25 protein-coding genes and 1 pseudogene are annotated in these 25,161 nt (G+C 42.3%); 12 read left to right on the top strand and 14 right to left on the bottom strand.

Going from position 1 to position 25,161, the window contains the following annotated elements; all coding sequences use genetic code 11:
• Positions 1 to 34 precede the first annotated feature (34 nt).
• From GGD38_RS02620 to GGD38_RS02580, 9 genes are all read right to left on the bottom strand, one after another.
• Positions 35 to 1,711 carry an IS66 family transposase gene (locus GGD38_RS02620; protein WP_375299584.1) on the bottom strand — a complete coding sequence of 559 codons (1,677 nt, stop codon included), beginning with the start codon at positions 1,709 to 1,711 and terminating at the stop codon, positions 35 to 37.
• A 96-nt stretch (positions 1,712 to 1,807) separates the two neighbouring features.
• Entirely contained in the window at positions 1,808 to 2,188 is a 381-nt protein-coding gene (gene tnpB / locus GGD38_RS02615) for an IS66 family insertion sequence element accessory protein TnpB (RefSeq protein ID WP_375299585.1), read from the bottom strand.
• A complete protein-coding gene (locus tag GGD38_RS02610; protein WP_375299586.1) occupies positions 2,185 to 2,529 on the bottom strand; it encodes a transposase in 345 nt (114 codons plus the stop codon). Before GGD38_RS02610 ends, tnpB begins: the two co-directional genes overlap by 4 nt.
• A 156-nt stretch (positions 2,530 to 2,685) precedes the next feature.
• Positions 2,686 to 3,105: a hypothetical protein gene (locus GGD38_RS02605; protein ID WP_375299587.1), complete on the bottom strand. Its 420-nt coding sequence runs from the start codon at positions 3,103 to 3,105 to the stop codon at positions 2,686 to 2,688.
• A gap of 258 nt (positions 3,106 to 3,363) precedes the next feature.
• The gene (locus GGD38_RS02600; RefSeq protein WP_375303809.1) at positions 3,364 to 3,681 is read right to left on the bottom strand and encodes a GNAT family N-acetyltransferase; all 318 of its coding nucleotides are present in this window, start codon (positions 3,679 to 3,681) and stop codon (positions 3,364 to 3,366) included.
• An 8-nt stretch (positions 3,682 to 3,689) separates the two neighbouring features.
• Positions 3,690 to 3,812: a hypothetical protein gene (locus GGD38_RS02595; protein ID WP_375299588.1), complete on the bottom strand. Its 123-nt coding sequence runs from the start codon at positions 3,810 to 3,812 to the stop codon at positions 3,690 to 3,692.
• 56 nt (positions 3,813 to 3,868) lie between these two features.
• Complete coding sequence (locus GGD38_RS02590; protein WP_375299589.1) at positions 3,869 to 4,660, bottom strand: hypothetical protein; 792 nt, start codon at positions 4,658 to 4,660, stop codon at positions 3,869 to 3,871.
• Positions 4,657 to 4,779, bottom strand: coding sequence for a hypothetical protein (locus GGD38_RS02585; protein WP_375299590.1), 123 nt, complete (start codon positions 4,777 to 4,779; stop codon positions 4,657 to 4,659). Before GGD38_RS02585 ends, GGD38_RS02590 begins: the two co-directional genes overlap by 4 nt.
• Before the next feature lie 131 nt (positions 4,780 to 4,910).
• Positions 4,911 to 5,399: a YybH family protein gene (locus GGD38_RS02580; protein ID WP_375299591.1), complete on the bottom strand. Its 489-nt coding sequence runs from the start codon at positions 5,397 to 5,399 to the stop codon at positions 4,911 to 4,913.
• A gap of 79 nt (positions 5,400 to 5,478) precedes the next feature.
• Here GGD38_RS02580 and GGD38_RS02575 point away from each other — a divergent pair, with 79 nt between their 5' ends.
• A complete protein-coding gene (locus GGD38_RS02575) occupies positions 5,479 to 6,273 on the top strand; it encodes a helix-turn-helix domain-containing protein (protein WP_375303769.1) in 795 nt (264 codons plus the stop codon).
• 58 nt (positions 6,274 to 6,331) lie between these two features.
• Here the strand turns inward: GGD38_RS02575 and GGD38_RS02570 are convergent, their stop codons facing one another.
• Positions 6,332 to 7,231 carry a 2-dehydropantoate 2-reductase gene (locus tag GGD38_RS02570; protein WP_375299593.1) on the bottom strand — a complete coding sequence of 300 codons (900 nt, stop codon included), beginning with the start codon at positions 7,229 to 7,231 and terminating at the stop codon, positions 6,332 to 6,334.
• Between the two features lie 12 nt (positions 7,232 to 7,243).
• Positions 7,244 to 7,650 (bottom strand): annotated as a pseudogene (locus GGD38_RS02565) (DUF3291 domain-containing protein).
• A 107-nt stretch (positions 7,651 to 7,757) separates the two neighbouring features.
• Here GGD38_RS02565 and GGD38_RS02560 point away from each other — a divergent pair.
• Positions 7,758 to 8,156: a winged helix-turn-helix transcriptional regulator gene (locus GGD38_RS02560; RefSeq protein ID WP_375299594.1), complete on the top strand. Its 399-nt coding sequence runs from the start codon at positions 7,758 to 7,760 to the stop codon at positions 8,154 to 8,156.
• Positions 8,157 to 8,176: 20 nt separating this feature from the next.
• On the opposite strand, the gene GGD38_RS02555 is transcribed toward GGD38_RS02560, so the two are convergent.
• Positions 8,177 to 8,770 carry a hypothetical protein gene (locus GGD38_RS02555; protein ID WP_375299595.1) on the bottom strand — a complete coding sequence of 198 codons (594 nt, stop codon included), beginning with the start codon at positions 8,768 to 8,770 and terminating at the stop codon, positions 8,177 to 8,179.
• Between the two features lie 59 nt (positions 8,771 to 8,829).
• Entirely contained in the window at positions 8,830 to 9,795 is a 966-nt protein-coding gene (locus GGD38_RS02550) for a fatty acid desaturase family protein (RefSeq protein ID WP_375303808.1), read from the bottom strand.
• 409 nt (positions 9,796 to 10,204) lie between these two features.
• Here GGD38_RS02550 and GGD38_RS02545 point away from each other — a divergent pair, with 409 nt between their 5' ends.
• The 8 genes from GGD38_RS02545 to GGD38_RS02510 all read left to right on the top strand — a co-directional run bounded on the left by GGD38_RS02545 (position 10,205) and on the right by GGD38_RS02510 (position 21,767).
• Positions 10,205 to 10,540: a YkvA family protein gene (locus GGD38_RS02545; protein ID WP_375299597.1), complete on the top strand. Its 336-nt coding sequence runs from the start codon at positions 10,205 to 10,207 to the stop codon at positions 10,538 to 10,540.
• 173 nt (positions 10,541 to 10,713) lie between these two features.
• Positions 10,714 to 11,280, top strand: a complete 567-nt coding sequence (locus tag GGD38_RS02540) for an RNA polymerase sigma factor (protein ID WP_375299598.1) — start codon at positions 10,714 to 10,716, stop codon at positions 11,278 to 11,280.
• Positions 11,281 to 11,374: 94 nt separating this feature from the next.
• Positions 11,375 to 12,547: a FecR family protein gene (locus GGD38_RS02535; RefSeq protein ID WP_375299599.1), complete on the top strand. Its 1,173-nt coding sequence runs from the start codon at positions 11,375 to 11,377 to the stop codon at positions 12,545 to 12,547.
• 167 nt (positions 12,548 to 12,714) lie between these two features.
• Positions 12,715 to 16,149, top strand: coding sequence for a TonB-dependent receptor (locus GGD38_RS02530; RefSeq protein WP_375299600.1), 3,435 nt, complete (start codon positions 12,715 to 12,717; stop codon positions 16,147 to 16,149).
• Between the two features lie 24 nt (positions 16,150 to 16,173).
• Positions 16,174 to 17,739 (top strand): RagB/SusD family nutrient uptake outer membrane protein, encoded by a 1,566-nt coding sequence (locus tag GGD38_RS02525; protein WP_375299601.1) that lies wholly within the window; start codon positions 16,174 to 16,176, stop codon positions 17,737 to 17,739.
• Between the two features lie 23 nt (positions 17,740 to 17,762).
• Complete coding sequence (locus GGD38_RS02520; RefSeq protein ID WP_375299602.1) at positions 17,763 to 18,815, top strand: DUF6528 family protein; 1,053 nt, start codon at positions 17,763 to 17,765, stop codon at positions 18,813 to 18,815.
• A gap of 29 nt (positions 18,816 to 18,844) precedes the next feature.
• Positions 18,845 to 20,695 carry a hypothetical protein gene (locus tag GGD38_RS02515; RefSeq protein ID WP_375299603.1) on the top strand — a complete coding sequence of 617 codons (1,851 nt, stop codon included), beginning with the start codon at positions 18,845 to 18,847 and terminating at the stop codon, positions 20,693 to 20,695.
• A gap of 10 nt (positions 20,696 to 20,705) precedes the next feature.
• Complete coding sequence (locus GGD38_RS02510; RefSeq protein ID WP_375299604.1) at positions 20,706 to 21,767, top strand: metallophosphoesterase; 1,062 nt, start codon at positions 20,706 to 20,708, stop codon at positions 21,765 to 21,767.
• Positions 21,768 to 21,841: 74 nt separating this feature from the next.
• Here GGD38_RS02510 and GGD38_RS02505 read toward each other — a convergent pair whose 3' ends face one another.
• Positions 21,842 to 22,570, bottom strand: a complete 729-nt coding sequence (locus tag GGD38_RS02505; protein WP_375299605.1) for a hypothetical protein — start codon at positions 22,568 to 22,570, stop codon at positions 21,842 to 21,844.
• A gap of 166 nt (positions 22,571 to 22,736) precedes the next feature.
• Between GGD38_RS02505 and GGD38_RS02500 the strand changes: the two genes are divergently transcribed.
• Positions 22,737 to 23,666 carry a GlxA family transcriptional regulator gene (locus GGD38_RS02500; protein ID WP_375299606.1) on the top strand — a complete coding sequence of 310 codons (930 nt, stop codon included), beginning with the start codon at positions 22,737 to 22,739 and terminating at the stop codon, positions 23,664 to 23,666.
• Positions 23,663 to 25,102, top strand: a complete 1,440-nt coding sequence (locus tag GGD38_RS02495; RefSeq protein ID WP_375299607.1) for a serine hydrolase domain-containing protein — start codon at positions 23,663 to 23,665, stop codon at positions 25,100 to 25,102. The genes GGD38_RS02500 and GGD38_RS02495 overlap by 4 nt, the downstream gene beginning before the upstream one ends.
• Positions 25,103 to 25,161 lie beyond the last annotated feature (59 nt).

Raw genomic sequence — 25,161 nt, 5'->3', positions numbered from 1 at the left:
CATCTGCCGATCGAAGGAATATTTCATTTTGGTGTTATGGCTCGATTATAGATCCTTTCCAGTTATGAGGCAGCAGCTCTTTGATTCTGCTCGCAGGGAAGGTAGGCATAGCAGTAAGCACATACTTGAGCCAATCATAAGCATTAACATCATGCAGCTTGCAGGTGGCTAGCAGTGAGTATATAATCGCAGCATTTTGTGCAGCATCATGTGATCCTGCAAAAAGGAAGTTGTTTCGACCTAAGGCGATGGGCCGTATGGCGTTCTCGATAAGATTAGTATCCATTAGTAGCATACCGTCATGCAGGAACATACCGAGTTGCTTCTCTCTTTCAGAAAAGTAAGCCAGTGCTTTGCCTATCGGGCTTCGCAATGTTGTTAACATGGGTATCTGTTCCTTTATCCAGCCAGCCAATTCGTCAAAGATTGGGACAGATTTCTCCTGACGTATTTTAAATCGTTGATCGAAACTGAGGTTTTGTTCTTTACAGTAACTTTCTATGCCGTATAGCTTACTATACAGCATCAATGCATGTTCTGCTCGGGTTTTATCAGTCAATTTGGCTTCATGGAATTTTCTTCTGGCGTGTGCATTACAGCAGATATGGGTTACACCTGGTTGGCTCCCAAAATGCTTATAGACATTAAAGCCGTCACTATGTAGATAGCCTTGATAGTTCTGTAATACTGGTCTGGCATCTTTGTTTCCTCTCCCTTTATGATATTCGAAGAAGACCAACCGATCCACAGGATTGCAATAGCTCCACATCCAATCCAGATGTGATTTTTTACCCTTTACTTTCTCGCTATCAAGAACATCTATTCTTGTTTCATCGGCCATCATGTAACCACAGGCTGGCTTAACGATATTTTGCCGCAGGGCGTCATAAATAGCAGTAAGACTGCGACAGGTGCCGTTGATCCAATCACCTATTGTATTCTCAGATAGGATGATCCCGCTTTGCGCAAACTTCTGCATTTGCCGGTGGATGGGCATGTGCCACAGGAACTTCTCTGTTGTTACGTGAGCTTTAAGTGAAGGAGCAGCCAGGCTTTTATCCTTTTCTTCAGGCAGGCTGGCTATGAAGAACTCGGTAGAACCGTTTGGAGTGCTGCGCTTATACTTGTATCTGCGATAAACGGTTGCAAACAAACGGGCCGGATCGTATTCCAGTTGTTCCGTTTCTATTGTATCAAAATGCTCGGCATCTTCCGGGAGATTTTCAGGATGCATATCGATATACTTGCGCTCAATGTGGGCAGGTATTTCGTTTCGCCCTGGGTGCTTCTTCTTTTCAGACTTTAATTTTGTGTAAGATTCTATCTTTTGACCATCGTTGATATTGCATACTTCTACGACGTCAGTATTGATACCTAATTGAAGTTGGCCAGGTATAATAGCGGAAGATTTTTCACTGCTGCGGCTGTAAACCAGTTTGGTTAACTGCTGATACTGGTATTCGATCAGCTCTAATTTTTGAAGTCGTTTGTCTTTTTCCTTAATGATGTTCAGTAGGGAAGCATTTTCTTCTCTTTGTAGCTTAACTTCTACTATCAGCTGTTCTACAGCATTTTTGAGTGGAGTAATTTCATTTTTCAGTTGTTGTATAACTTCATCCTTTTGCTCAATGATGGCATCGAACTGCATGCTTCGGAATAGCAGTTGCTGGTATTTATCCTGTAATGCCTGATGTTCTGGTGTAATAAGCAAAAGATACGTTGTTGATGATTGCTTATATTTAAACAAGCATACAACTACGTATGACTATCGTAGGTACCAATTTAGTTTTTCACATATGTGAGTTACTCAGGCCTGAGCGCCTAGCAATGGTTCATATTTACCAGCTTTAATATAACCACCGTCTTCCAGGGTCATGCCGCTGAGCATGGACATGATTTGCTCTGTACTCATTTTATAACCTACCTGGTCACTGGTAATGGCTGGCAATACAAAAGAGCCTTCGTCAAGCCTTCTGTAAAATATGCTGAAGCCTTTCTTTTCATACACCAGCACCTTTATCATAGTACGATTACGGTTCAAAAATATAAACACGTCTCCGTTGACGATATCTCTATCAAGCTCTGTTCGTACTAATGCGGCCAGGCTGTCAAATGATTTAGACATCTTTACCGGCTTGCGATATAAATAATAATTCACGGTTTCCTGAACCGAAAACAACTTACTCATGATAGCAGCGTTTTTAGATATTCGACTGGCACTTCTTTATAAATACGGAGACTGCCTATTTCGGCAAAAAGAGCAGGTTGATTAGTAGTCGTATCGCACTGGAGTAATTCTATTTTGGCAAACCCTGCCGCCGCAGCTTGGCTTCTTTTACGCCGCTTTACCTTCCGACCGCGATACTTTTCGGTCCACCGATAAAAGTTCTTTTCACTAATGCCAATTGCTTCGCAGTATGCCTTTATTGTTAGGCCGCTTTGCGCCTGATCGTTCAGGCATTTCTCTATTTGTTCTGCTGATCTGTATGTGCGCTTCTTTATATACGACTCTTGTTGGATTTGTTCCATATTGAACCATTTTAAAAGAGCGTAAAGCTATACCTTAATAGAATCTTTTAGGATGGGTAGTTCCTCGGGCGTTTACAAAAAAGATAAGAATGATCTAACTACATCTAAAATAGACAAAGCCCCGAAAACGGGGCTTTGTGCTTTATGAGGCTTATGTTATTTGTTTGAATTATTCGTCAGATTAGAAACAACGATTAAGTGACGTTGGAATCCAAATCCACGATCCTGTCTCAACGGCTGATAATCGAAATAATTATCAGGTATACCTTGAAAGCTTCCAGTTTCGTAAGCCATAATCGTCAGTTTTTCACTCGTAGATGCCTCCAAACCTCTTGTTTCATCGGTGAAAGTCATTATCACGGTGTCTTTTATAGTTTTGCCATTTACTGAATTAACTTTTAAAAGCGTCATGCCCGTGTAATATTTCAGGTATAAATCGTTACCTGAAAAAAACTCCGCTTCCAGTTTAGCTATTGTTCCAAATGGTATACCTAATCGCGGTTTGATGACAAAAGTGTCTATTTCAATATAGGGGTTTAATATTGTACGCTTTTGGGAGTTTGCTTTTAGTGCCACAAAGGATAAAAGGATTATTAATAGTCGTCGCATTTGAATTTGATGAGTTGAAGACAAATTTAAAGGTTTAAATTTGGTAATATTATGTTTTCTATTATACGCTACAGTTATCCGTTACAACTAATCTATTTCTTCGTAGAATTACCTCTCTTTCCGCCTTCGCCCGCCGAAGCTTTAGCTAGGCGGGCCTCGCTGCAATTCTCGAGTACCCTAATTGCCGGCAGGCTTCAGCGGACGCAGCCCTTTTCTAATCCCTCTTTAAATTTCTATTCGCATTTCTAACAAATTGGGTTTAAAACCAGCTTTCAAATATGAGTTTTTGGCTATTTTGTTTTCGTCATAAACCTCCAATCGTACTTCTGTTAAATTCTGACTTTTTGCCCAATCAATAAGTCCATGCAAAATTTTTTGATTTATTCCCTGTCCGCGAAAATCAGGTTTTACATACATAAAACCCAGATACGCATATTCACTGTGCTTTTGATATGGCTTAGCTGTTAGGATTTTTGCGTAACCTGAACCCACAATTTCATTATCAATTACTGCAACTAATACTTCGGCATTCTTATTTTTAATCAGTTCGATTAGTGAATTTCACCTTCTTTTAAAGTATTGTCAAATGGTCTTTCAGCTTCTATTATCCCTTTTTCAAAACTTAGCAATATTGAAATTTCAGTTTCAACAGCCTTACGAATCTCTATTGTCATTTGGTGTTCAGAGTTTAATTTGGTCTATGATTTGCCCTCAAATTAGCAACTTTCGGTTAGCTCGTCCAATCATAATTCAAAAAGTAAAATTTCTGGTTGTATTTTATAACAAACCTATCATCATAAAATGTTTTTATCCTGTAAAGTTCTTCAATACTATCAATAAAGATGCTATCAATCAATTCAAAAAAGTCACGAATGAGATCTTTATCTTTAACCATATCTTTCTCTTCATTGTAATACAATTTTTCGGTTATAAAGGTCATTAGTTCGTTCTCATATTTGCTAATTTCCAATTGTTCAAATTTGTAATGCTGGTTATCTTTCAAATTTTCAGGAATAATTGCAGATAAGTTTAAAGTTTTTTCGAAGTGGAAATGATTTCTATAAGAACTTCCTTTATTGTTTTTGTTTATGTAGTGATTGGCAAAGGTCAAAAAACCTTTAATTAAGGTAAGTTTATAATTCTCATTTAATACTGTTTCTACATAATGATTTGTAAGTTTATATTCTTTCTCAAGGTAAAAATTATGAAGTTTCGATTTTATCCAAATACTATCGATTTTAATATCATGATATCTTTCAAATTGTTTAGCGAACGGTAGAAAATTTCTGTGAACATAAAATTCTTTGTCATAGTTAAGTTTAGGATAATTATCATATTCACTTAGGTCTGTATCTGTAATTTCAAGGTTTTTGTCAAAAGGCTCAATTATTTCCAGCTCTCTATCTGCAATTAGATATATTTTAGATTTATCATCCCAAACGCCATATGCCAATACTAAATGTTCGGAAATGAAAAAATCGTCTTCTTCGGTATCTGAAATATTTTTAAATTTTACTTTCACAGTTTGTTTTGTTTAGCTAACGGTAATGCAAATGCAATATTAATGATGGTTTTTATCAATTGCTGTTTAAACAGAATTGTAAGAGCTATATACAGGGCCTTTTTAAGTTTTCTCTTCATTTGGATGGATGTTCAAAAAAATTACCGCTTCTATGATACGCTACTTTCAGTAGAAAACGTTTTTTGTAAGTTATTATTTGATATAGCCTTTTTTTTGAATACATTTCTGAAGGCGTCATCCATGGAATCGCTCATTTTGCAGGTGGCTTATCGCCGCTAAAAGAATCTCTGAACATTTTCCACCCTTTTGCTGTCTTCTTCCATAAGACAAGATGTTTACCTTCACTTTTAAGTTTACCATCTGCAAAATAAGTACGACCTGTTCCTTCTTCCACAACGTATTCATCTCCTAAACCATATACTGCCAGGGTAATAAAATCGCCGCTTCTTAATCCATTGTTATACCCGGAGCGGAAAAACGCTGCGATCTTTTCTTTGCCACACATTTTAGGTGTATTCCCTCCCATAAGGCACGCATCATCTGTGTAGCGGTCAAGAAAAATGACGGAATCGTTTTTCTCAAACGAAGAAAAGTAAATGGCATTACTGGCGGCTATAGAGGCTTTTGCGTCTTCCAGTGAACTTTTCATGCCGTTGATCTTGGGTTTAGCGCAGCCCATATAAAAAGCCATTAAAAACATCAATGCAGTCGATATTTTTAAATTAAATTTCAGTTTCATATTCATGATTTTAACGTGGGTAAACGAAGTACATATATTTTGAACTATTAAAATTGTACAAAAACGAACCGGAATGGTAATGGCACCTCAAATATTTTACCCTTCTGATGTCTTAAAACCATACATAAAACACTATTGGGTGTTATATGCATCTAAAAGTTTATCAAATGTTGTATTGTTTCCATCAGGGTTCATGGAGTTTGCCATAAATATTTCTGAAGGCAGTGCAACTATTCATCTTGGCAATCGCATATCAAAAATGCCGAAACTTGAAATACTGGGTCATTTAAATATTCCAACCACGGAAACTATTTCAGCAGGAACAACCGTTTTGATAACTCGTTTTTACCCACATGCCGCTTCAATTTTTCTTCCCAATCCTGCAGGTGACTTCACCAATAACTCAACTGATTTAAATAATGTACTCAATGATAATTTATCAGGGTTTTATCATCAATTGATGGAGCAGCCATCATTGCAGCAAAAAATAAAACTGCTTGAGGCATTTCTAATTCAGCGCTTGATGAATACAAATAAGAAGCTTGATACTGCAAGACTTGTTGAACAACTATGCAAAACTATTCAGGCTGGAGGCTCCGCTTTTAATCTGCAAAAATTAGCGGCGAGGTATCAAATCTCTGAACGCTACATTCAAAAAATATTTCTTGATTATGTAGGCATAACGCCCCATGGTTTATTTTCTGTACAAAGATTTACCAGAAGTTTGCAGTTAGTTCGAGCAGCTTCCTCTTCTTTAACAGATATTGGATACGAATGCGGTTATTATGACCAGGCCCATTTCATTAGGGAGTTTAAATCATACGCCGGTTTAACACCCTTACAAGTAATGAAGGACTGCCAAAAAGAATGGTAAAAAAATGCTCCAGTGTTTCGGGAAATTTATGTCCGTTGCAATAACAGTTGAAAGGGTTTCAGAATGAAGCTTCCATCGTCCCCGGCACCTGCTGCGCCATATTCAATAAGATGGTTATAAATTGATTCATTGGGGTAGATATCCCATGTCTTTGTCCTATCCGTACAACTGCTCCGTTTCTGGCATCTATTTCCATTGGCCGGCCTGCAATGCGATCTGCATGCAGGGAGTTAATTGAATTTGACGGGTTGTTCACGTATTTGTATATTAGTTTCTCTTCCAGCGTTTCATCCAGGTTAGCGCCTTCTGCTTTTGCTACTGCAATACATTCACGTATCAGCGCTCGTACAATGTCTATCCATTCTTCCTGCTCACGTAAATTTAACGGCTTCAGGGTGATCGCGGGTATGGCACCTGTGCAGTTTAACGTAAGCTTATCCCAGGCATGAGATAAAAAATCGGCTGTTGTTTGCACATTCAGCTTCGTTTGTTGAAATAACTTAACAAATGCTTTTCCGTTATTAGTGTCAGGTACTGTAATTTCACCATTACTACTTTGCCAGATGTGTGCCGGTGCTTTTCTTTGAGCAGAAAGGCTTACTATAACCGGTAGTAATTGCTCTTTAGGTACATACGGCATAAATCGCTCTACATGCTCTACGCCATTCTGCAATATGGCAACAACAGTGTGTGGCCCTACAAGCCGCTGTAGCCATTTTGCTGTTGGCTCAACGTCATAAGCTTTGGTGGCAATAAGCACCCAGTCGGCTACCCGAACCTGCTCCGGCGAAGTGAAAATTTCAGGCTTTACAATAATCGAACCATAGGGGGTATCTACAGTTAACTCAGTAAAGGTTGTTCTTGTGCAAATACTTACTGTATTAACCTTATCCTGGGCAAGCCAGGCTGCAACTGTTCCGCCAATTGATCCGGGTCCTATTATTGTTATAGATGGCATAAAGGCACTGTTTTAGCTTATTGCCTGGTAAGATACGGCTTCTTCAGCGGTAAATCTTTTTTTGAAAGTAAATGCCAATGGTGTTTCGCCGTTCTTACGCAGGTAATTCAGTTTTTCAATAGCCTCATTCACCGAAGGCTTATGACCTGCAGCAACATACCATAATACCATATGCATTTCGGGCATTTTCTCGAACCATTCTTTGCGCCTTTTAAAAATTTCAACATGTGCACTCTGATAAACATACTGAAACAAGGCCTCAGTATTTTTCCAACCGACATATTCACAATAATCATGTCATCGTCGTACACCTTTATCGATGTGGCATTGTTGCTGTCGTCTTTGAGTCGCCATACAAATCCCTCGCTGTTTTCGGCCAGTGCATTGATACGATCTAAATTGGCTACAAATTCGGCCATTACAGGGCTGTCGATAGGACCCAGTATTTTGCCAATATTTACCTGTGCTAAATGAAATTCCATTTTACTGTTTTAATTTAGGGTACGAAAATAACTGAAGCAAAAGCATGAAACAACAAGTAACGAAAAGGTTACCGGCTAAAAAGTCAACAAGCGAGATCCCGCTGCACCAATGCTCGGTGATTGCCACTTTGAAACTTTTTGCTACCAAGTGGAAGCCCTGTATAATTTGCTATTTGTCAAAGAGATCAATGCGCTACAATGAACTGTACCGCATCATTCCAAACATAAGCAGGAAAATGCTTTCAGAACATCTGAAAGAACTGGAGAATGACGCATTGATTGTACGTTGTCAATGCGATAGGAAAAACCAACGGGTAGAATATAGTTTGTCGGAGAAAGGCGTTTCTTTATTACCGCTTTTAGAGCATTTACAGGATTGGGGTTTAACCAATATAAAAAATGTGTTATCTATTCAGGAAATGGTTGCTATTACTTTGTCGTAATACACCTGTTGGCTGAAAAGTTATCTCGGTGTCATTTCTCTTGCAAATGCATTGTTCACATGAAGTCTCGAGATCCATACTTTAGAATTGTTTGGATTCACTTCAACTGATGATAACGTTCCACCACACCGCACGTTTTTACCAATAAGCGCTGACGGGTTTATTGGGTCGGAATATTTGAAATACTCAAAGCAAAGAATATTTGTCTTTTGGTTGTTAGCGGTTATTGTCATGCCTTGCAACTGTCCGTCGTTTGTTACAAATTGTAAAGAGTTATACCCTTTAGACGAACTATCAATACAAGGGTGCGCAGACATAACAAGCCTTTGTCCAACAAACTTGTTGGCATTTTTCAGGAGGTCAGCATGTGTCATTTGATCAAGTGACACCATTCCCGCTGCTGAAAATATATTCATGTAGGTAACAATACCCCGTAAATCAGAACTATCATTTTGAGTTGAGCTTAATAGCTGACTTGTCTTTTCAAAAGCACCTTTGAAGTCTTCTTTTTGTAAGAACGGAATAACTGATTTAAAGTCGTCATAAGTTATTACTTGTTCATAAGAAGTTAATGCCGCGAATAAAGGAAACAGAAGTGTCAGTATATATTTCATAATAATGGAAAATTTAAAAAATATTTAAAGAAGAGGATAAACTATGCATTCCGGGGATCTCATCCTGCTCCCAGTTTTTTCAAATATCCAAAATGCGATCTGATTGCCCTGGGTATGCTTTTCTCATGATAGGGTAATTTATGTTTTATGGCTTTTTCCCTTATAAGAGGCGTTATATGAGTATATAACGTATGCTGCATATTAGGAAATAAGTGGTGTGCGGTATGTGAATTAAAGCCGCCAAAAATAAAATTGGCCAACTTACTTTCAGGATGATAATCTAATGATACCGCCAATTGATGTTCGTAGTAATTATAAGGTAGTTCCCCGTTCTCATTCACTTCCGGAAATTCTGTTTCAAGGCATAAATGGGAAATGATCAACGTTAATACAAAGAACAGGGAGATGATAAAGTGCATGGCAATAAATGCGATCATTATTTGTTGAAAGGTTGCAGTCGTAAATAGGGCAGGCAGTACAATGAGAAACGTTAGATAAAGTAATTTCAAAATGATAAGCTCAGCAATAAATGCCAACGAATGCGTTTGATCTTTAAGGTTCGCCAAATTCTTCTTACCCAAATAAATAAAGTCTTTTACAAAGATCCAGTGAAGCGTATATACCAGGTACAGGAATACTGCATAAATGTGTTGGTATTGCTGGTATTTTCTTAATTTATGATGTGGCGACAGGCGCATAAACGGGTTGTCGTCAATATCTGCATCGCAACCATCAACGTTTGGGAATATATGGTGCGAAGCTATATGCCTTTTGTGCCACAACCGCGAGTTTACACCTTGTGAATTGAATACACAGTAGAAAACTATTTTATTTACCCTTTTGTTTTTACTGAACGTGTTATGAACGCAATCGTGCGCGCAATTAAAGGCAAGTAAGATTCCTGTCAATCCAAATAAAACATAGCTGGATATAAGTAGATATATATTCGCACCAACAAAGGGTATGTATATGCAAATATAGAGCGCAATATACAGCAGGGAGTAACCTGCAAATTTGATCAGCATTTCATTTCTTGCTCTGCTCAGGATGGTTGGGTTCAACAATTCTGCAACTTCTTTTTTTAGTTCCGGGTAAAAAGACGATGCATTTTTTTTGAATTTTATTTTCGTATGGTTGGTTGGGTTCATTGGGGTTTTGTAGTGTTCGGTTTCGAGATTACAAAAAAAGATGAACTTTAAAAAGGTGTTCTTTTATCTGGATAAAATGCCGCATCTGGTTTAATGGTAATCTGCGCCTGGTTGGTGTATAAATAATGTTAATAATCAATGTATTATATCGGGTTTGTTTTTCAGCGTTTGGCCTACACCGGAATTGTTAATTTTTGCTGCTTTTTTATTTTTTCAAAAGGATGTAATAAAAAGCATCTGGCATCTACATATTAGCGAAAGAAAAACAATCCTAAACTTTTACGCTATGAATCAAGATTACAGCAGCCACTACAACGAAAATGACTTTTGGGCAAAGGTAAAAAAGCACGCTAAGAAAGCCGGCGCTAAAGTATTGCAACCTGCCTTTGAATTATACTATTCTTTTAAAGCAGAAGAAACGCCAACCTGGGCAAAAGGAGTTGCAATAGCCGCCCTGGGTTATTTTATACTGCCGGTTGATGCGGTACCTGATTTTATTCCCGGTGCCGGACTTCTTGATGACATAGCAACAATGGGTATAGCCATTACTTCAATAGGCCGTTATGTTACCGATGATATCAGAAAAAGAGCAGCAGAGTCTGCAACCAAATTTCTGGGTTAAACCCTTTAGCTAAACAGGAGGCTCATTAAAAAGCCTCCTTATAAATATTATAGCCTAACCTTATATTTTTGTTACCAACTGCTTCGCACTATTCTCTTCCGGCCAAAATAATTGAATTTTGTACCTTTATTAATATTCGTTACGATCACAAATAAGGTATTATCTTTCATTCCGTGGCAGCAGTAATATACAATGAACAGGAACTTCTGGTTCGGCTAAAACAGGGCGACGAATCGGCTTTTACCGCATTGTACAGCACCTACTGGAAGCCGCTTTATTTTCTGGCATATAAGCATTTACAATCATCGCAAACGGCAGAAGAAATAGTGCAGGAAGTGTTCCTTACCCTTTGGGAAAAAAGAGCAATACTTACCATTCACTCGCCCGGCATATACCTGGCAGCCATGATCAGGTATACGGTATATCGCCATATTGCCCGGGAAAAGAAATATCCCGTTAAACATACCGATGCCGCAGCACCCTCGCAATTATTGAGCGAAGAAGCTTCTCAAACGATTGACCATAAACTACTGTTCGATATGGTGGCCAAACTGTCGGCGCGCCTGCCCGAAAAATGCCGCATGGTATTTATCAACAATAAATTGCTCGACCAGCCAATACAACAGATTGCCGAACAAATGAATATTTCTACCCGAACAGCAGAGGCACATCTTTCCAAAGCATTGAAGATCATGCGTAGTAACCTTGGCAATGTGTCTTCATTCTTCTTCATCTTCTAGTACCGAAACCCCTTTCAAAATTTTTTTTTGACCGGCTACGTATAAACTGCGGCATTTTGACTCTTTATATGTAAAGCCTTTTTTGCCATTCATTATGGTACCGGAAAATATAAAAGAAATTGCCCGCAAATTTTTCAGTGGCACGGCTACCGAAGAGGAAACGAACCTGCTGCATCAATGGTATGATGCCTGGGTTGATGATGAAACTATTATACAAGCAAACACGGAAGATCCTGCTATAATTGAAGCCCGCATGCTATCCCGTATGCTGGAGCACATCCGTGAAAACAATACTTCACCTGCCACCGTTGTTACCCTGCCTGAACGCAGGTGGTGGAAAGGTGTGGTGGCTGCAGCTGTGATCATGGCGTTAGGTTTCAGCCTATTCCTTTATATAAAGAAGTATGATCACAAAACCGATGGCCCGCTCGCAGCCCAAGATACCATACCAGGCATTAGACCTGGCATTGATAAGGCCCTGCTTATTCTCGCCGATGGGCGCCAGGTGGTGTTAGACACAACTGCTACAGGCATTGTTTCAAAACAGGGCAATACCACCGTTATTAATGGCAATGGTCAATTATCCTATGATGGTGCTGGTAGCCGGCAGGAAGAAAATACGTATTACAATACAGTTAAAACAGGAATCGGCAATCAATACCAGCTTGTGTTGCCAGATGGTTCGCATGTATGGCTGAATGCAGCGTCAGCGCTTCGTTTTCCTACCAGGTTTAACGGAAAAGAGAGGGTAGTGGAACTAACCGGTGAAGGGTATTTTGAAGTAGCGAAAAATGCGTCAATGCCTTTTCATGTGCAGGTGAATAATATGGATGTAGAAGTAGTCGGCACCCACTTTAACATCAACGCCTATGATGATGAGGATGCAATTAAAACAACATTGCTGGAAGGATCGGTGAAAGTTCAATCGGCAATCGGCAATCGGCAATCGGCAATCTTAAAACCCGGCAGGCAGGCAGTATTCATTGCCGATTCACAATTCACGATTGCCGACGTTGACGTAGAGCAGGTAGTAGCCTGGAAGAATGGTTTCTTTCAGTTTACCGATGCGCCCATCACCACAGTAATGCGGCAGGTGGCCCGTTGGTATAATGTAGATGTAGCATACCAGGGCAATGTTCAGCAGGAAATATTCAGCGGTACCATACCACGCTCGGCCGGCATTACACAGTTGATAAAAATATTGGAGTTAACCAAAACAGTTAAGGTAAGTATCGAAGGAAGAAAACTTATGATAGCGCCATACTAATCACTTTACTATAAACATCAATAGCCTCATCCATTGAAATTAGGTTTGGCTGAATAAAAAACCGGAGGTGTTAGCGGCACCCCCGGCAATGAGTTCGGGCAAACCCTGTATTGAACAACCGTATTAAAATTGATCACTTAACAAGAAAACCCAAACAACACAAAGGTATGCAACTACATGCTTTTGGCAAAGGCCGTATTAAAACGGCATTTGTCAATCACCAAACATTGCTTGCAATGAAGCTAACTGCTATTTTCCTGTTTCTGGCCTTTCTTCATGCAGGCGCAAACACATTTGCGCAAAAGGTTACTTTGTCTGAACGAAATGCACCGCTGCGGCAGGTGTTTAAAGCTATTGAAAAGCAAACAGGCTACAATTTCTTTTTTAACAACCGCACCCTGCAAGGCACAAAGAAGGTTGACATTAATGTAAAAGAGACATCTATTCAGCATGCGCTGGATATTTGTTTCAGGGATCAGCCGCTTACCTATGTTATTCAGGACAAGGTGATCATTGTAAGCGCAAAAGAAGAAGCGCCCGTTATAAAACAATTGCCCGATTTTAGGCTGGTTGACATTACCGGAAAGATCACCGATGCTGAAGGAAATCCTTTGCAGGGCGTATCGGTATTTATAAAAGGAAAAGCCAGGGGCACTACCACTAACGGCGAAGGCAGGTTCACCCTCAATGGGGTAGAGGAAAACGCCGTTCTGCAAATTTCTTATGTAGGGTATGCCACACAATTACTACCGGTAAATAACAAAACCACTATTAACATAACGCTGCTGAAAGAAAACCGGTTAGAAGAAATGGTGGTGGTTTCCTATGGTACACAAAAACGAAGGGAAATTGTTGGCGCTGTGGCAGAACTAAAGGCCAGCGATATGAAGGACCAACCAGTAGGCACTTTTGCCGAAAAGTTGCAGGGGAAACTGCCCGGTGTTCAGTTAGGGCAAACCAATGGCCGCCCGGGCCAGGGTATGGACTTCCGTATTCGCGGCGCCGCTTCCATTTCGGCTGGTAATAGTCCGCTTGTCGTTATTGACGGTTTGCCGGTGACGGGTAATACGGATGGTATTAATAATATCAACCCCGATGAAATAGAAAGCTTCACCGTGCTTAAAGACGCGGCTGCTGCGTCTTTATATGGCTCACGTGCAGCCAATGGCGTAATAATGATCACCACCAAAAAAGGAAAAGCCGGCGCATTGAGAATTTATTTCAATGCCTATACCGGTGTGGCTGCTGCTATGAAAAACCTTACACCCGAGGTGATGAATGCCACCGAGCTGGCCACCTATATGAAAGGGTTTTATGAAGATAAAATAGCTTATGAAGGGTATACCGGTGGTGTACCCGCCGAATACCAGAACCCAGAACAATATGGCGCTGGTACCGATTGGTATTCGCTGCTGTTACGCAAGGCGCCTGTTCAAAGCTATAGCTTATCCCTAACCGCCGGAAGTGAAAAAGCAACGCTGGGTGTAGTAGCCGGCTATTTTAACCAGGATGGTATTTTGAAAAACTCCGGCTATAAACGTTTTTCTTTGCGCATCAATGGCGAGTTTAATATTAATAAGTTCTTCAAGTTGGGGGCCAGCCTGGCGCCCAGTGTGCAGTTGGAGCACAACAACCGGCAGAGCAACAGCTTCAATTTCGATGGGCAACGCCAGATCGTTGCCAGCACGCTCATGATGCCGCCAATGGCTTCACCTTATAATCCTGATGGCTCGCTTACACTTGGCTATGCAGGTGGTTTTTCCAATCTTTTTACCTGGGCCAATCCGCTAAGGCAAACACTCGAAGTAAATGACGATTATACCCGCTTCCGCTTACTCTCTTCTATATATGCAGAAATTAAGTTCCTCAATAATTTCACATTCAAATCGGCCCTGTACGGCGATATTGGTAATTTAACAAATAAGAAGTTTATACCTTCCACTTCGTTCGGCGGCTTCAACAATGTACCCATCGACAATGCGCCGCCGGGCAACAAATCGGCCTATGGCGAAGCAAATACCATCAACAACTATTCCTGGATCAATGAAAACCTGCTTACCTGGCAAAGGACAATTGCCAATGATCATTCGTTAAAAGTGCTGGCAGGCTTTACCGCACAGCGGGCCAACGATTATACCACTACAATGGTTGGGCGCGATTATCCCGATAATAAGATACCTTACATCAATGCTGCTACGAGGATCACTGCCTCTTCAGCTTCTCAGGCGTGGTCTTTATTATCATACCTCGGTAGCATCGATTACAGTTATAAAGGAAAGTACCTGTTGCGTGGTTCTATTCGTCGTGATGGTTCATCGCGGTTTGGCTACGATAACCGGTATGGAACATTCCCTTCTGCCGGTATCGGCTGGCTGGTGAGTGATGAATCGTTCATGAAGGATCTGCGGGCGGTCAGTTTATTCAAGGTACGCGCCAGCTATGGACTTACCGGTAACAATGAGATCGGTAACTATACCGCCATTCCATTGATAAGCTCATCCAATTATGTTTTCGGCAACAACCTGGCGCCCGGTACAGCGCAAAGCACCCTCGGGAACTCGTTGCTTAGCTGGGAAAAACAAAAGCAACTCGATATAGGGGCCGACTTCGGTTTTTTTAACGATCGTATTTTGTTTACCTATGACTACTATCATAAATATACCGATGGACTTTTGTATATGATAAACGTTCCCCGCTCTTCGGGTTTCATCAGTCTTCAATCAAACATTGGTACCATTAAGTCATGGGGACATGAATTTTCCGTAACCTCCAGGAACTCGGTCGGAAAATTTGAATGGACCTCCAACCTTAATATTTCTTTCGATAGAAATCTTGTTACCAAACTGGGGGTGAACAACGAGCCCATTGCCGCTAAACCCTCTGTAGCGCTCTCTGAATTTACCGACTGGCGTACCGCTGTAGGACAACCGCTTGGACAATTCTATGGATACGTTTTTGATGGCGTATATATGAACCAGGCTGAATTTGACAAAGGCCCCAAGCATACCACGTCGAAGGTGGGAACGGTGCGCATGAAAGACCTTAATGATGATAATGTGATCGATGCCGCCAACGACCGTACCTGGATCGGCAATCCCAACCCCGATTTCATTTTCGGTGTTACCAATAACTTCAGGTACCAGGGTTTCGATCTCGGTATTGTAATATCGGGCACCTATGGCAATGAATTAAAGAACAGCATGGAAGAAAGCCTGTACAATATGGATGGCGTATTTAATGGTCCAAAGGAATTATTGCAACGCTGGCGTTCCGAAGCCGATCCCGGCAATGGCAGAATACAACGCACCCTGGCCAATTCAACGGTATTGGCGCGCTCAGATAATTCTATGTTCATTCACAATGCATCGCACCTTACCATCAACAACATTACACTGGGGTATACGGTCAAAAAAACGGGTTATTTCAGGTACCTGCGCAATTTGCGGGTATACGCGGGCGTGCAGAATGCTTACATCTTTACCAGCTATCCCGGTAATCCCGAAACAAGCTATAACGGCCTCAATGGTATTTCACAAGGCGATGATATTGGTGCTTACCCCGCGGCAAGAACATTTACATTCGGGCTTAACGTAGGATTTTAATGTACGCAATAAAGCAAATAACAAATGAAAAGGACAATACTATATATATTCATCCTCATTGGCGGCCTGGCTTCCTGTAAGAAATTCCTGGTGGAAACACCCCGCACGGCGCAGAACTCTATTGATTATTTCAAGAACGAAAATGATTTCAAGCTGGCCGTTAATGGCGCATATGCCGCATTGCGCGACATCTATAGCTCCAAAACTTCCTGGGTAATGGGCGAAATGCGCAGCGATAATACCTATTATGATTACAAACCTTCCGATGCAGCGCTGGCAGTTACGCAAAGAAATGACGTGTCTAATTTCCTGAACGATAAATTCAATGCACAAACAAACGATAAATGGAGCAAGGCCTATGTGGTGATCTCGCGAGTAAATGCCATTCTTGACCAGATAGACGGCGTTAGTTTTTCAGAAAAAAGCAAACGACTTATAACCGGGCAATCGCGTTTCTTACGGGCGCTGGCCTATTTTGAACTGGTAAAATATTATGGTGGCGTACCGTTGTACACGCACCTCATCAATAATCCCAAAGATATCTATGTAAAAAGATCGGGTGTGCAGGAAGTGTATGATGTTATCATTGCCGATGCAAAAGATGCCATTGAAAAGCTCGATGCGCCGGTTTTTCCGCAAACAGGTGTAGCTACCAAAGGCGCGGCCCTTACCTTGCTGGCCGATGTATACATTAATCAAAAGAAGTTTCCTGAAGCAGAACCGTTGCTGAAACAGGTAATGCAACTGGGCTATGCTCTTATGAGCAGTTATGCCGATGTATTTAGCACTACGCTTAAGAATAATAGTGAATCAATTTTCGAAATACAATACAACGCGGGACTGGCTACGCCACAGCCAAGTAATTTCATTTACAATTTTATTCCCCGTATGTCAAACTCAACCGGCGTAACGGGTGTAAATCAAAATACCATTACCGATCTCGGTGGCTTTAACACACCTACACAGGACCTCATAAATAGTTTTGAAACCGGTGACACCCGTTTGAATGCATCTATTGCCATTGCAGAAGGCAGTTGGAATGCCTCCAATGATTTTGTACCTGCCTCAAATACCGCAGGCGCATCTGTAAAGAACATTGTTGGCTATACACCGCCGGCGGGAAAAGTTGGCCGGCCATTTCCACGAAAATTCCTGCATGCCCACACGCTGCCTAATCAAACCAATGATAACTGGCCGGTATATCGCTATGCCGAAGTATTGCTGCTGCTGGCCGAAGCATTGAATGAACAAAACAAACCGGCCGAAGCATTGCCCTTGTTAAATAAGGTGCGTGACCGTGCATTCGGTGCAGGCGTTTCACCCATTGCCACAACCGATCAGGCAACGCTGCGCAATATCATCCTGCATGAAAGAAGGGTAGAGCTGGCATTTGAAAATAAAAGGTGGATAGACCTGGTGCGAACCGGCAACGCAGTAACGGTAATGACTGCCTATGGCATTGCGATGAAGGCAAAGTACAGTTATTTGCCGTCCAATGCTTTCACCGTAACAAACAACAGCCTGCTGTTCCCTATTCCATTTTCTGAAATGGAACTGAACACGCAGCTTGAACAAAATCCGGGCTACTAACATTCATTAAAATCGTACAGATAATGATCAGGATAATCGCATGGCTATGCCTGTGGGCACTGCCTGCCTGTGGTAAAAAAAATGGTGGAGATACGCCGCCGGGACCGCCACCTGTTGACACAACAGGCACAAAGAACGATACTCTTACAGGATTGATAGCTGCTACCAATAACTCAACTAAAAGTATAGAAGTGTATGATGCCGGTGTAAAAGACTGGAGCAAACCAGAAGCGTTAAAGTATACCTGGCGGCCTGCTGTTGCCAGTGGCTTTAGCACCGCAGAAACCAATGGCTTTGGCGGTGGGTCAGATATTCGCTTGCGCCGGGTACATGCCTGGGGCGACAGCACCTTTATATCGTTGACCGATACGCGGATGGCTGCTGTGATCAGCTGGCCGGGCGCGGTAAGAAGATGGTCGCTGCCTATAGATGGCAATCTGCATGCAGCAGAAATACTACCGAATGGCAATGTTGCGCTGGCCGCTTCAGATGGCAACTGGGTAAGGGTGTACAGCGCTTCACAGGGACCTAACAATGCCAACTTTGTACAGTATGATCTCAACGCTGCCCATGCCGCCCTGTGGGACCCAACTTACAACCTGCTTTGGGTAACGGGCCAGGACCCTGTAACGGCTGCGCACATACTCACGGCGCTTGAAATAAGCGGTACGGCGGCAGCGCCGGTATTAAAAGAGGTAACGGCGTATAGAAGTGTGTTGCCTACTGCCTGGGGGCACGATGTAGCGCCTTATTATGGCGATGTGAACCGTTTGTGGGTAAGCACTAACGGCGGTGTTTATGTGTATAATAAGACCAGCAAAACATTTGTAGTGGCGCCCGGCGGCAGCAACCGCACCTTTGTGAAAGCGGTAGGTAATACGGGCGCCAATGGATTGCTGGTGCAAACCCGGGCCGATGCCAATAAATCGCCCACACCGGCTGTAGCCTGTGGGCTCAATGGCTGGGCCACCAGCACCGTAGATGTTTATACGCCATCCGGCACGTTGTACACCACCCGTGTGGCAGCCGGCGCCTGTTTTTACAAAGCGCGGGTATTAATTGCACAGTATCAATAAACATAACCTTATTCAATAAACTTTTTGTCATGCAATCAAGACGGCATTTTATAAAACAATCCTCCCTGGCAGGCATTGCGCTTATAGGGCGAGGCAAATGGGTTAGCACCCGTGAAAACAATTTCAGCTATCTGTCCCCGTACTACAAACTGGAGCTGGCAGCTGCAGGCCCGCAATTGCTCTTTTTTTCGACAGACAATTTAGGTCAGGGGCAATTGAGCAATAGCCCGGTATTGAAACAAAAGGTTGCCAATACCGTTGCTTACAACAGTAGTATCAAAAAGAATACGATCAGTTATTATACAGGCGATCATAAAGCAGCGCCGGCCTGGGAAATCAGCTGCGATAAAAAAAGTTTTACGGTACAAACAGTTTGGAAAGAAGGCGCACCCATTGCTATGTTCGATCTTTCTTTTGCCCAGCGGTTAAATCATTGTACGTTACTGGGCGCCATGCCCGGGCAGCAACAGGTGCAGTTTCCCTGTGTGTTGCATTTTCCGGGTATGGGTACTTTTCGTATACATTGCAATCAACCCGGTGTTGCCCTGGGCTATGATGCATATCGTTTTCATGGGCCAAATGAAAAAGGCGAACCCTATATCAGGCTTTCGCTGCCGGGCGCATCGGCCGGTAATCCCCGCATTAGTTATCAGTTTGAATCAGTGGCCATATTTCCCGAACTGCCCGGTATACGGCAGGATGCACGCTTTGATGGGTTCCGGAAGAACTTTATCAATATTTTTCAACTGAACCCACGCATACAAACACTGGCCAATAACAGCGCCAGCGACGCCTGTGCTTTCACCATGTACCTGTATGCAGAAATGGCGCGCAAAACGCCGGCGCTTACGCCGAAACTAACGGCCATGGACCTGGTAAGATCATCCCTTGAACAATACCTGGCTGGCATGAAGGCCTACGGACAGGTTGGTTACAAGGGCGGTTATGGCTGGCAAAGCGAATTCGATTCCTGCGACAGCGCGCCCTCGTTGATCATGAGTGCCTGTTATTACATCATTGATACGAAAAACCTGGCCTGGGCCGGCAAGCATTATGAAGCTATAAAGGCCTGGGCCATTACTATGATCGATACCGATCGTAATAAAGATGGCCTTATTGAATACGGCTACTCAGGCAATGCCGGCAGCTGGACCGGCACATTTAAACGGCCGGCCAACTGGTGGGATACTATCGGCTTTGGTCACGATGATGCGTATTCCAATATTCTGGCTTACCGCGCCATAACGTTGCTGGCTACGGTAGCTGAACAACTCAACAATAAAAAGGATGAGGAATTCTTTACTGCCTTTGCTACAAAACTAAAGGCAGCTTTTTATCCGGCGTTTTATAACTCCGCCACTGGTGTGCTGGCAGGTTGGCGAAGCAAAGATGGTCAGCTGCATGATTATTATTTCCTGTTTGTAAACAGTATGGCCATTACCTACGACCTGGTAGATGCAGCTACAGGCCGCAAACTGATGCAGGTATTATTGCAGAAGATGAAAGAAGTGAATTACACCCGGTTCGACCTGGGCCTGCCCGGTAATTTAATTCCTATAACAGATGCAGATTATACCCACCATGACGCACGCTGGGGCTATCAGCATTTTCAGGTATATGAGAACGGCGGCGCTACCGGTTGCTATGCCTACTTTACCATACATGCGCTTTTTAAATTAGGTATGCGCCAGGAAGCGGAAGCCATCCTCTTTCCCATGTTGGAAAGCTATACCCGCAATGGTTTTCAGGGGCAATGCCCCGGCAGTGAAATGACCCGCGACTGGAAAACGTGGAGCGGCGAATGCTGGGGGTACGAAGGGTTCCTGGTTGATAATTACCTGCCATTCCTGGCAGTCTTTGACCGGGAGAACAGATCATAAAACAAATAACATGTTAAAGAAACTTTCGATCTTATTATTTATTTACGGTTGTTATTTTACGGTAGCAGGTCAACAGGAAGCGCCTAAGTTATCAACGCCAGGTTCATACACCTGGGTTTGGTTGCCCGATCCGCAAACGTACCAGAAGTTCGGCCGCAATCAACCGCTTTTTGAGACCATGATTCAATGGATAAAGGACCAGCGTCAAAAACTCAACATTCAACTCGTATTCTGTACCGGCGATCTTGTTGAGCAGAATAATATTCTGCAGCCAGACAGTGTTAATGGCGATCAAACCAGTTTGGAGCAATGGCGGGCTGTGTCCAATGCTTTCAATAAACTAAATGGTGTTCTTCCTTACATTTTGTGTACCGGCAATCATGATTACGGTATTAAAAGTGCAGAGAACAGGTATTCACAATTCAATAGTTATTTTCCGCCGCAGGGTAACCCTCTCATGTCGTCATTGCTGGTTGAAATGGCGCCCAATGCCGCCGGGGTTAAAACGCTGGAGAATGCCTGTTACGAATGGCGATCGCCCACGGGGCAGTTATTCCTGTTGTTCTCGCTGGAGTTTGCACCACGCGCAGCTATACTTGCCTGGACAAAACAAGTAGCAGCGCGGCCGGTTTACAGAGATCATATAGCCATTGTTATCACCCATAGTTATCTCAATTCTACCGGCGAAAGGATAGAAAAAGAAAATTACGCGGTGGCCGATGCCAGTTATGGTGAAACCATTTATAAAGAGGTTATAAAGCCCTCAGGTAACATCCGTTTTGTTTTTAGCGGGCATATTGGTAACAGTGATGAGCACCGCGACCAGGTAGGTTATCGCCTCGATACCAATGTGGCCAAAAAAGAAATACACCAGGTGGTGTTCAATGCACAGCGCGAAGGCGGTGGCTGGCATGGCAATGGGGGAGATGGCTGGTTGCGGATACTTGAATTTTTGCCCGATAAAAGAACTATAAAAGTATATACCTTTTCTCCGTTCTTTTATATTTCACCGGCTACCCGCCACCTTGCCTGGCGCCGTGAATCCTACGATCAGTTTGAACTTCGATATTAAACCAGGAGCAGGTTAGTTCTTAACCTGCTCCTGGTTTTTTCAAAAATGCCAGTCTGGCTTATTGTCAGTTAGTGTCACCACTTTATTGGTTTAGTTTCTTTTAATTTTTCGGCATAAAAGTCAAGCGCTTCCTTCGCTGTTTCAAAAAATTGTCCCCCCATTGGTTCATTATTGTATGAAACATAAAATTTGCCAACAGTATCCGGTATTTTGTCGCTATACATAGTCGGTATTATGTTAGTGTAAAGTGGCCAGGTTTCTTTAATGTCTTTGTCAATACTGAACCTTAACCAATAATGGCTTGTAAACGGATAATAATTTGCAAATGCCGGGTGTCTTTTGGCTTCGTTCAATAGCTCATAATATCTTTCTTTCCATTCAGGAAATTTCCAGAATTGGGTGTCGTTGAAAAACATATTCTTCACTTTTGTCCAGGCCCTGTCAATTTCGGGGTTAGCATTTCTGAAGTCAAAATCTGTATACAATTCAAGTTCAGCAAACGCTTTTTTGATTGTTGCGATATCGTGTTGTTTGTCTACCCAAAGGTCTAATACGGTTGCTACACTATCGAGGTTAGTGAATAAACCCCTTGCAAAACAGTTCTCATATTTTTGTTTTTTTGTCCTTTCAAATAACACCAGGAAAAAACTTGTTTCTGTTGCACCCAATTCTATCCTGAAACTTCTGCCTGGTTTACCGTAAAAAGAATATTGGTCAGGAAATGTTCCGTCAACGCATGAAGCCAGCTGAATAGAAGAGTTTAGGCTGTTCAACCTTTTTTGTATTTCATTAGATAGATGCACTGTCTGTTGTTTAAGCTTGCTGACAACAATATAACAATAAACAATTGTATAAACTGTTATTTTTACTTATTGCAGAAATCTGTAATGTCCATTTCTGACGCTCTCCTGTCTCTCAGTCTTTTCCAAACATCATTATTTTTGCTGTAACAAACCCGTTAAGCATTGTATGAAAAGAATAGCGTTTATAGTACCACCAGCTGTAGAAATACTCGATCTGGCCGGGCCTGTACAGGTGTTTACCGAAGCCAGGTACAATGGCTTCGAAGCGGAGCTTGAATTTTATTGTTTGGAAGAAACCAGCGTTAGTTCATCGGGGCTTCCGTTTGGTAAGGTAAGCCACTTTAGTGAAGCTACCCTGGCCCACGGCGATTATCTGTTTGTGCCGGGTATGAATTATGAATATGTTAGTAGCATTGCTTTTAAAACACAGCATACGTTCTTTAAATGGTTGAAACAATGTTCCGATAATGGTACGTTTATTTGTTCGGTTTGTAATGGAGCCTTTGCGTTAGGTTACGCGGGCCTGTTGAAAAACACCGAATGCACTACCCATTGGCGAAGAATAGAAGCGCTACAGCAAACCTTTCCCGAGGCACAGGTACTAACCGATATTTTATTCAAGAAAAGCAACAATGTATATACCAGCGCGGGCATCAGCGCCGGTATCGATCTTTCGCTGGCTATACTGGAAGAGTTGAAGGACGCCTTGTTTACGCATAAGGTGGCGCGTGGGCTGGTTGTATACCACCGCAGAAGCCACAACCATACACAGCAAAGTGTTTACCTCGATTATCGTAATCATATCAATCCAAACATACATTTGGTACAGGATCATCTTATAGAGCATTTGGCAGAAGAGAACTCCATTGCTTACCTGGCGAAGATGGTTGCGATGAGCCCAAGGAACCTGAGCCGGGTGTTTAAAGAAAAGACCGGCACCACCATACTTGAATATGTAACGCTTTTAAGACTGGAGCTGGCAAGGACGATGCTTAACAATCCAAATTATACGATTGAATATATAGCAGCGCGCTGCGGATTTAAAACCGCCCGGCAGCTGCAGCGCATTTTAAAAAACAATTCCCGACGCACATGAAAAACTTCCTGCTTTTACTGCTTCTTAATAGTGTTGTTAACTGTTATTGTCAAAAAAATCCCTGGAAGATAGCACCGCCAGAAGCGCAGGGTATGAGCTCGCTTACCCTCGCAAATGGTATCAAAGCGTTACAACAGGCCGGTACCAATATCCATAGCCTTTTGATCATCAGGAACAATCAGGTGGTGCTCGATGCGGCCTTTTATCCTTACAGGCAACAGTACGCCCATGATCTGGCTTCGGTTACCAAAAGTGTTATGTCGCTCCTTATAGGCATTGCCATTGACAAAGGATTTATTACAAGTGAGCAGGATGCGGTAATGAAATATTTTCCAGAGTATACCATAAAGAACGATACGCTTAAGCTGCTTACAATAAAAGACCTGTTGAGCATGGCATCGGGTTTTCAATGCAGTTGGGCCCATGGGGAAAAAGAACTGGAGCAAATGCAACAGCAGGTAGACTGGGCCGGGTTTATGTTTGCGCTTCCTTTCTCATCAAAACCGGGTGAAAGATTTTCTTACTGCAGCGGTAACTTTTACCTGCTTGCAGAAATATTGCAAAGGGCCACGAAAATGAAGTGCCATGAATTCGCAAAGAAGTACCTGTTCAATGTACTACAGTTTGGTACTACGTATTGGGATGAGAACAAACAAGGCGTCAACCATGGCTGGGGCGATCTGTATATGCGTCCTTATGATTTAGCTAAGCTTGGTTCTTTAATATTGAACAATGGTAAATGGAACGGCAAACAGGTTGTTGCTTCTACATGGCTACAAAAGATTCAACCCCAGTATTTTGTGCACAAGACAGAATCGTATGGGTATGGCTGGTGGCTCGATAGTGAGAACCCACATGAAATACAGGCTATGGGTAGGGGCGGGCAGCGCATGTTTGTGCTGAAAGATAAAAATACGATCATCGTAGCCACTGGCGGCGGATTTGACGCCGGTGATATGGACAACCTGGTGGTGAATGCCCTGGCAGACTATAAACCTAAGGAAAACCATTATGCTGAGTTGCAGCAGCTCGTTAAACAGCTACAACTGCCCGACACAGGTAGCGCCAGGAAAAACAATTTTTCAGCAGCTATGCTCAATAAAACCTATAGGTTCGAAAAAAATGACCTTGAGATAACTGCTTTCCGGTTCGAAAAGGGAAGTAATGACTATTATCTTATTCTCGACCTTGAAGATGGCGGCAAACAAAGAATGGCAATGGGCATGGGTAACCGGTATGTAATAGGTCAGGAACATTTGTTCGGTTTACCCGTTGCACTCAGGAGTTACTGGGAAAATAACAAACTTCATGTTGAATATAACAGCCTCTCCAGCATCAATCTGTATAAATTTACCTTTGTATTTAATAACGGTAGTGTTGACTTTAATGCAGAGGATATAACCAATAAGCGAAAGGTATCTTTAAAAGCACGCTAAAATTACCTTAAATATATTAGGGCTTACCATTTCCCATACACAATTATTTATCTTCAGGA

Source organism: Niastella sp. OAS944 (assembly GCA_024809215.1).
GTDB lineage: Bacteria > Bacteroidota > Bacteroidia > Chitinophagales > Chitinophagaceae > Niastella.
Note: the sequence above shows the minus strand (reverse complement) of the source record. Positions and strands in the feature narration are given on the sequence as shown.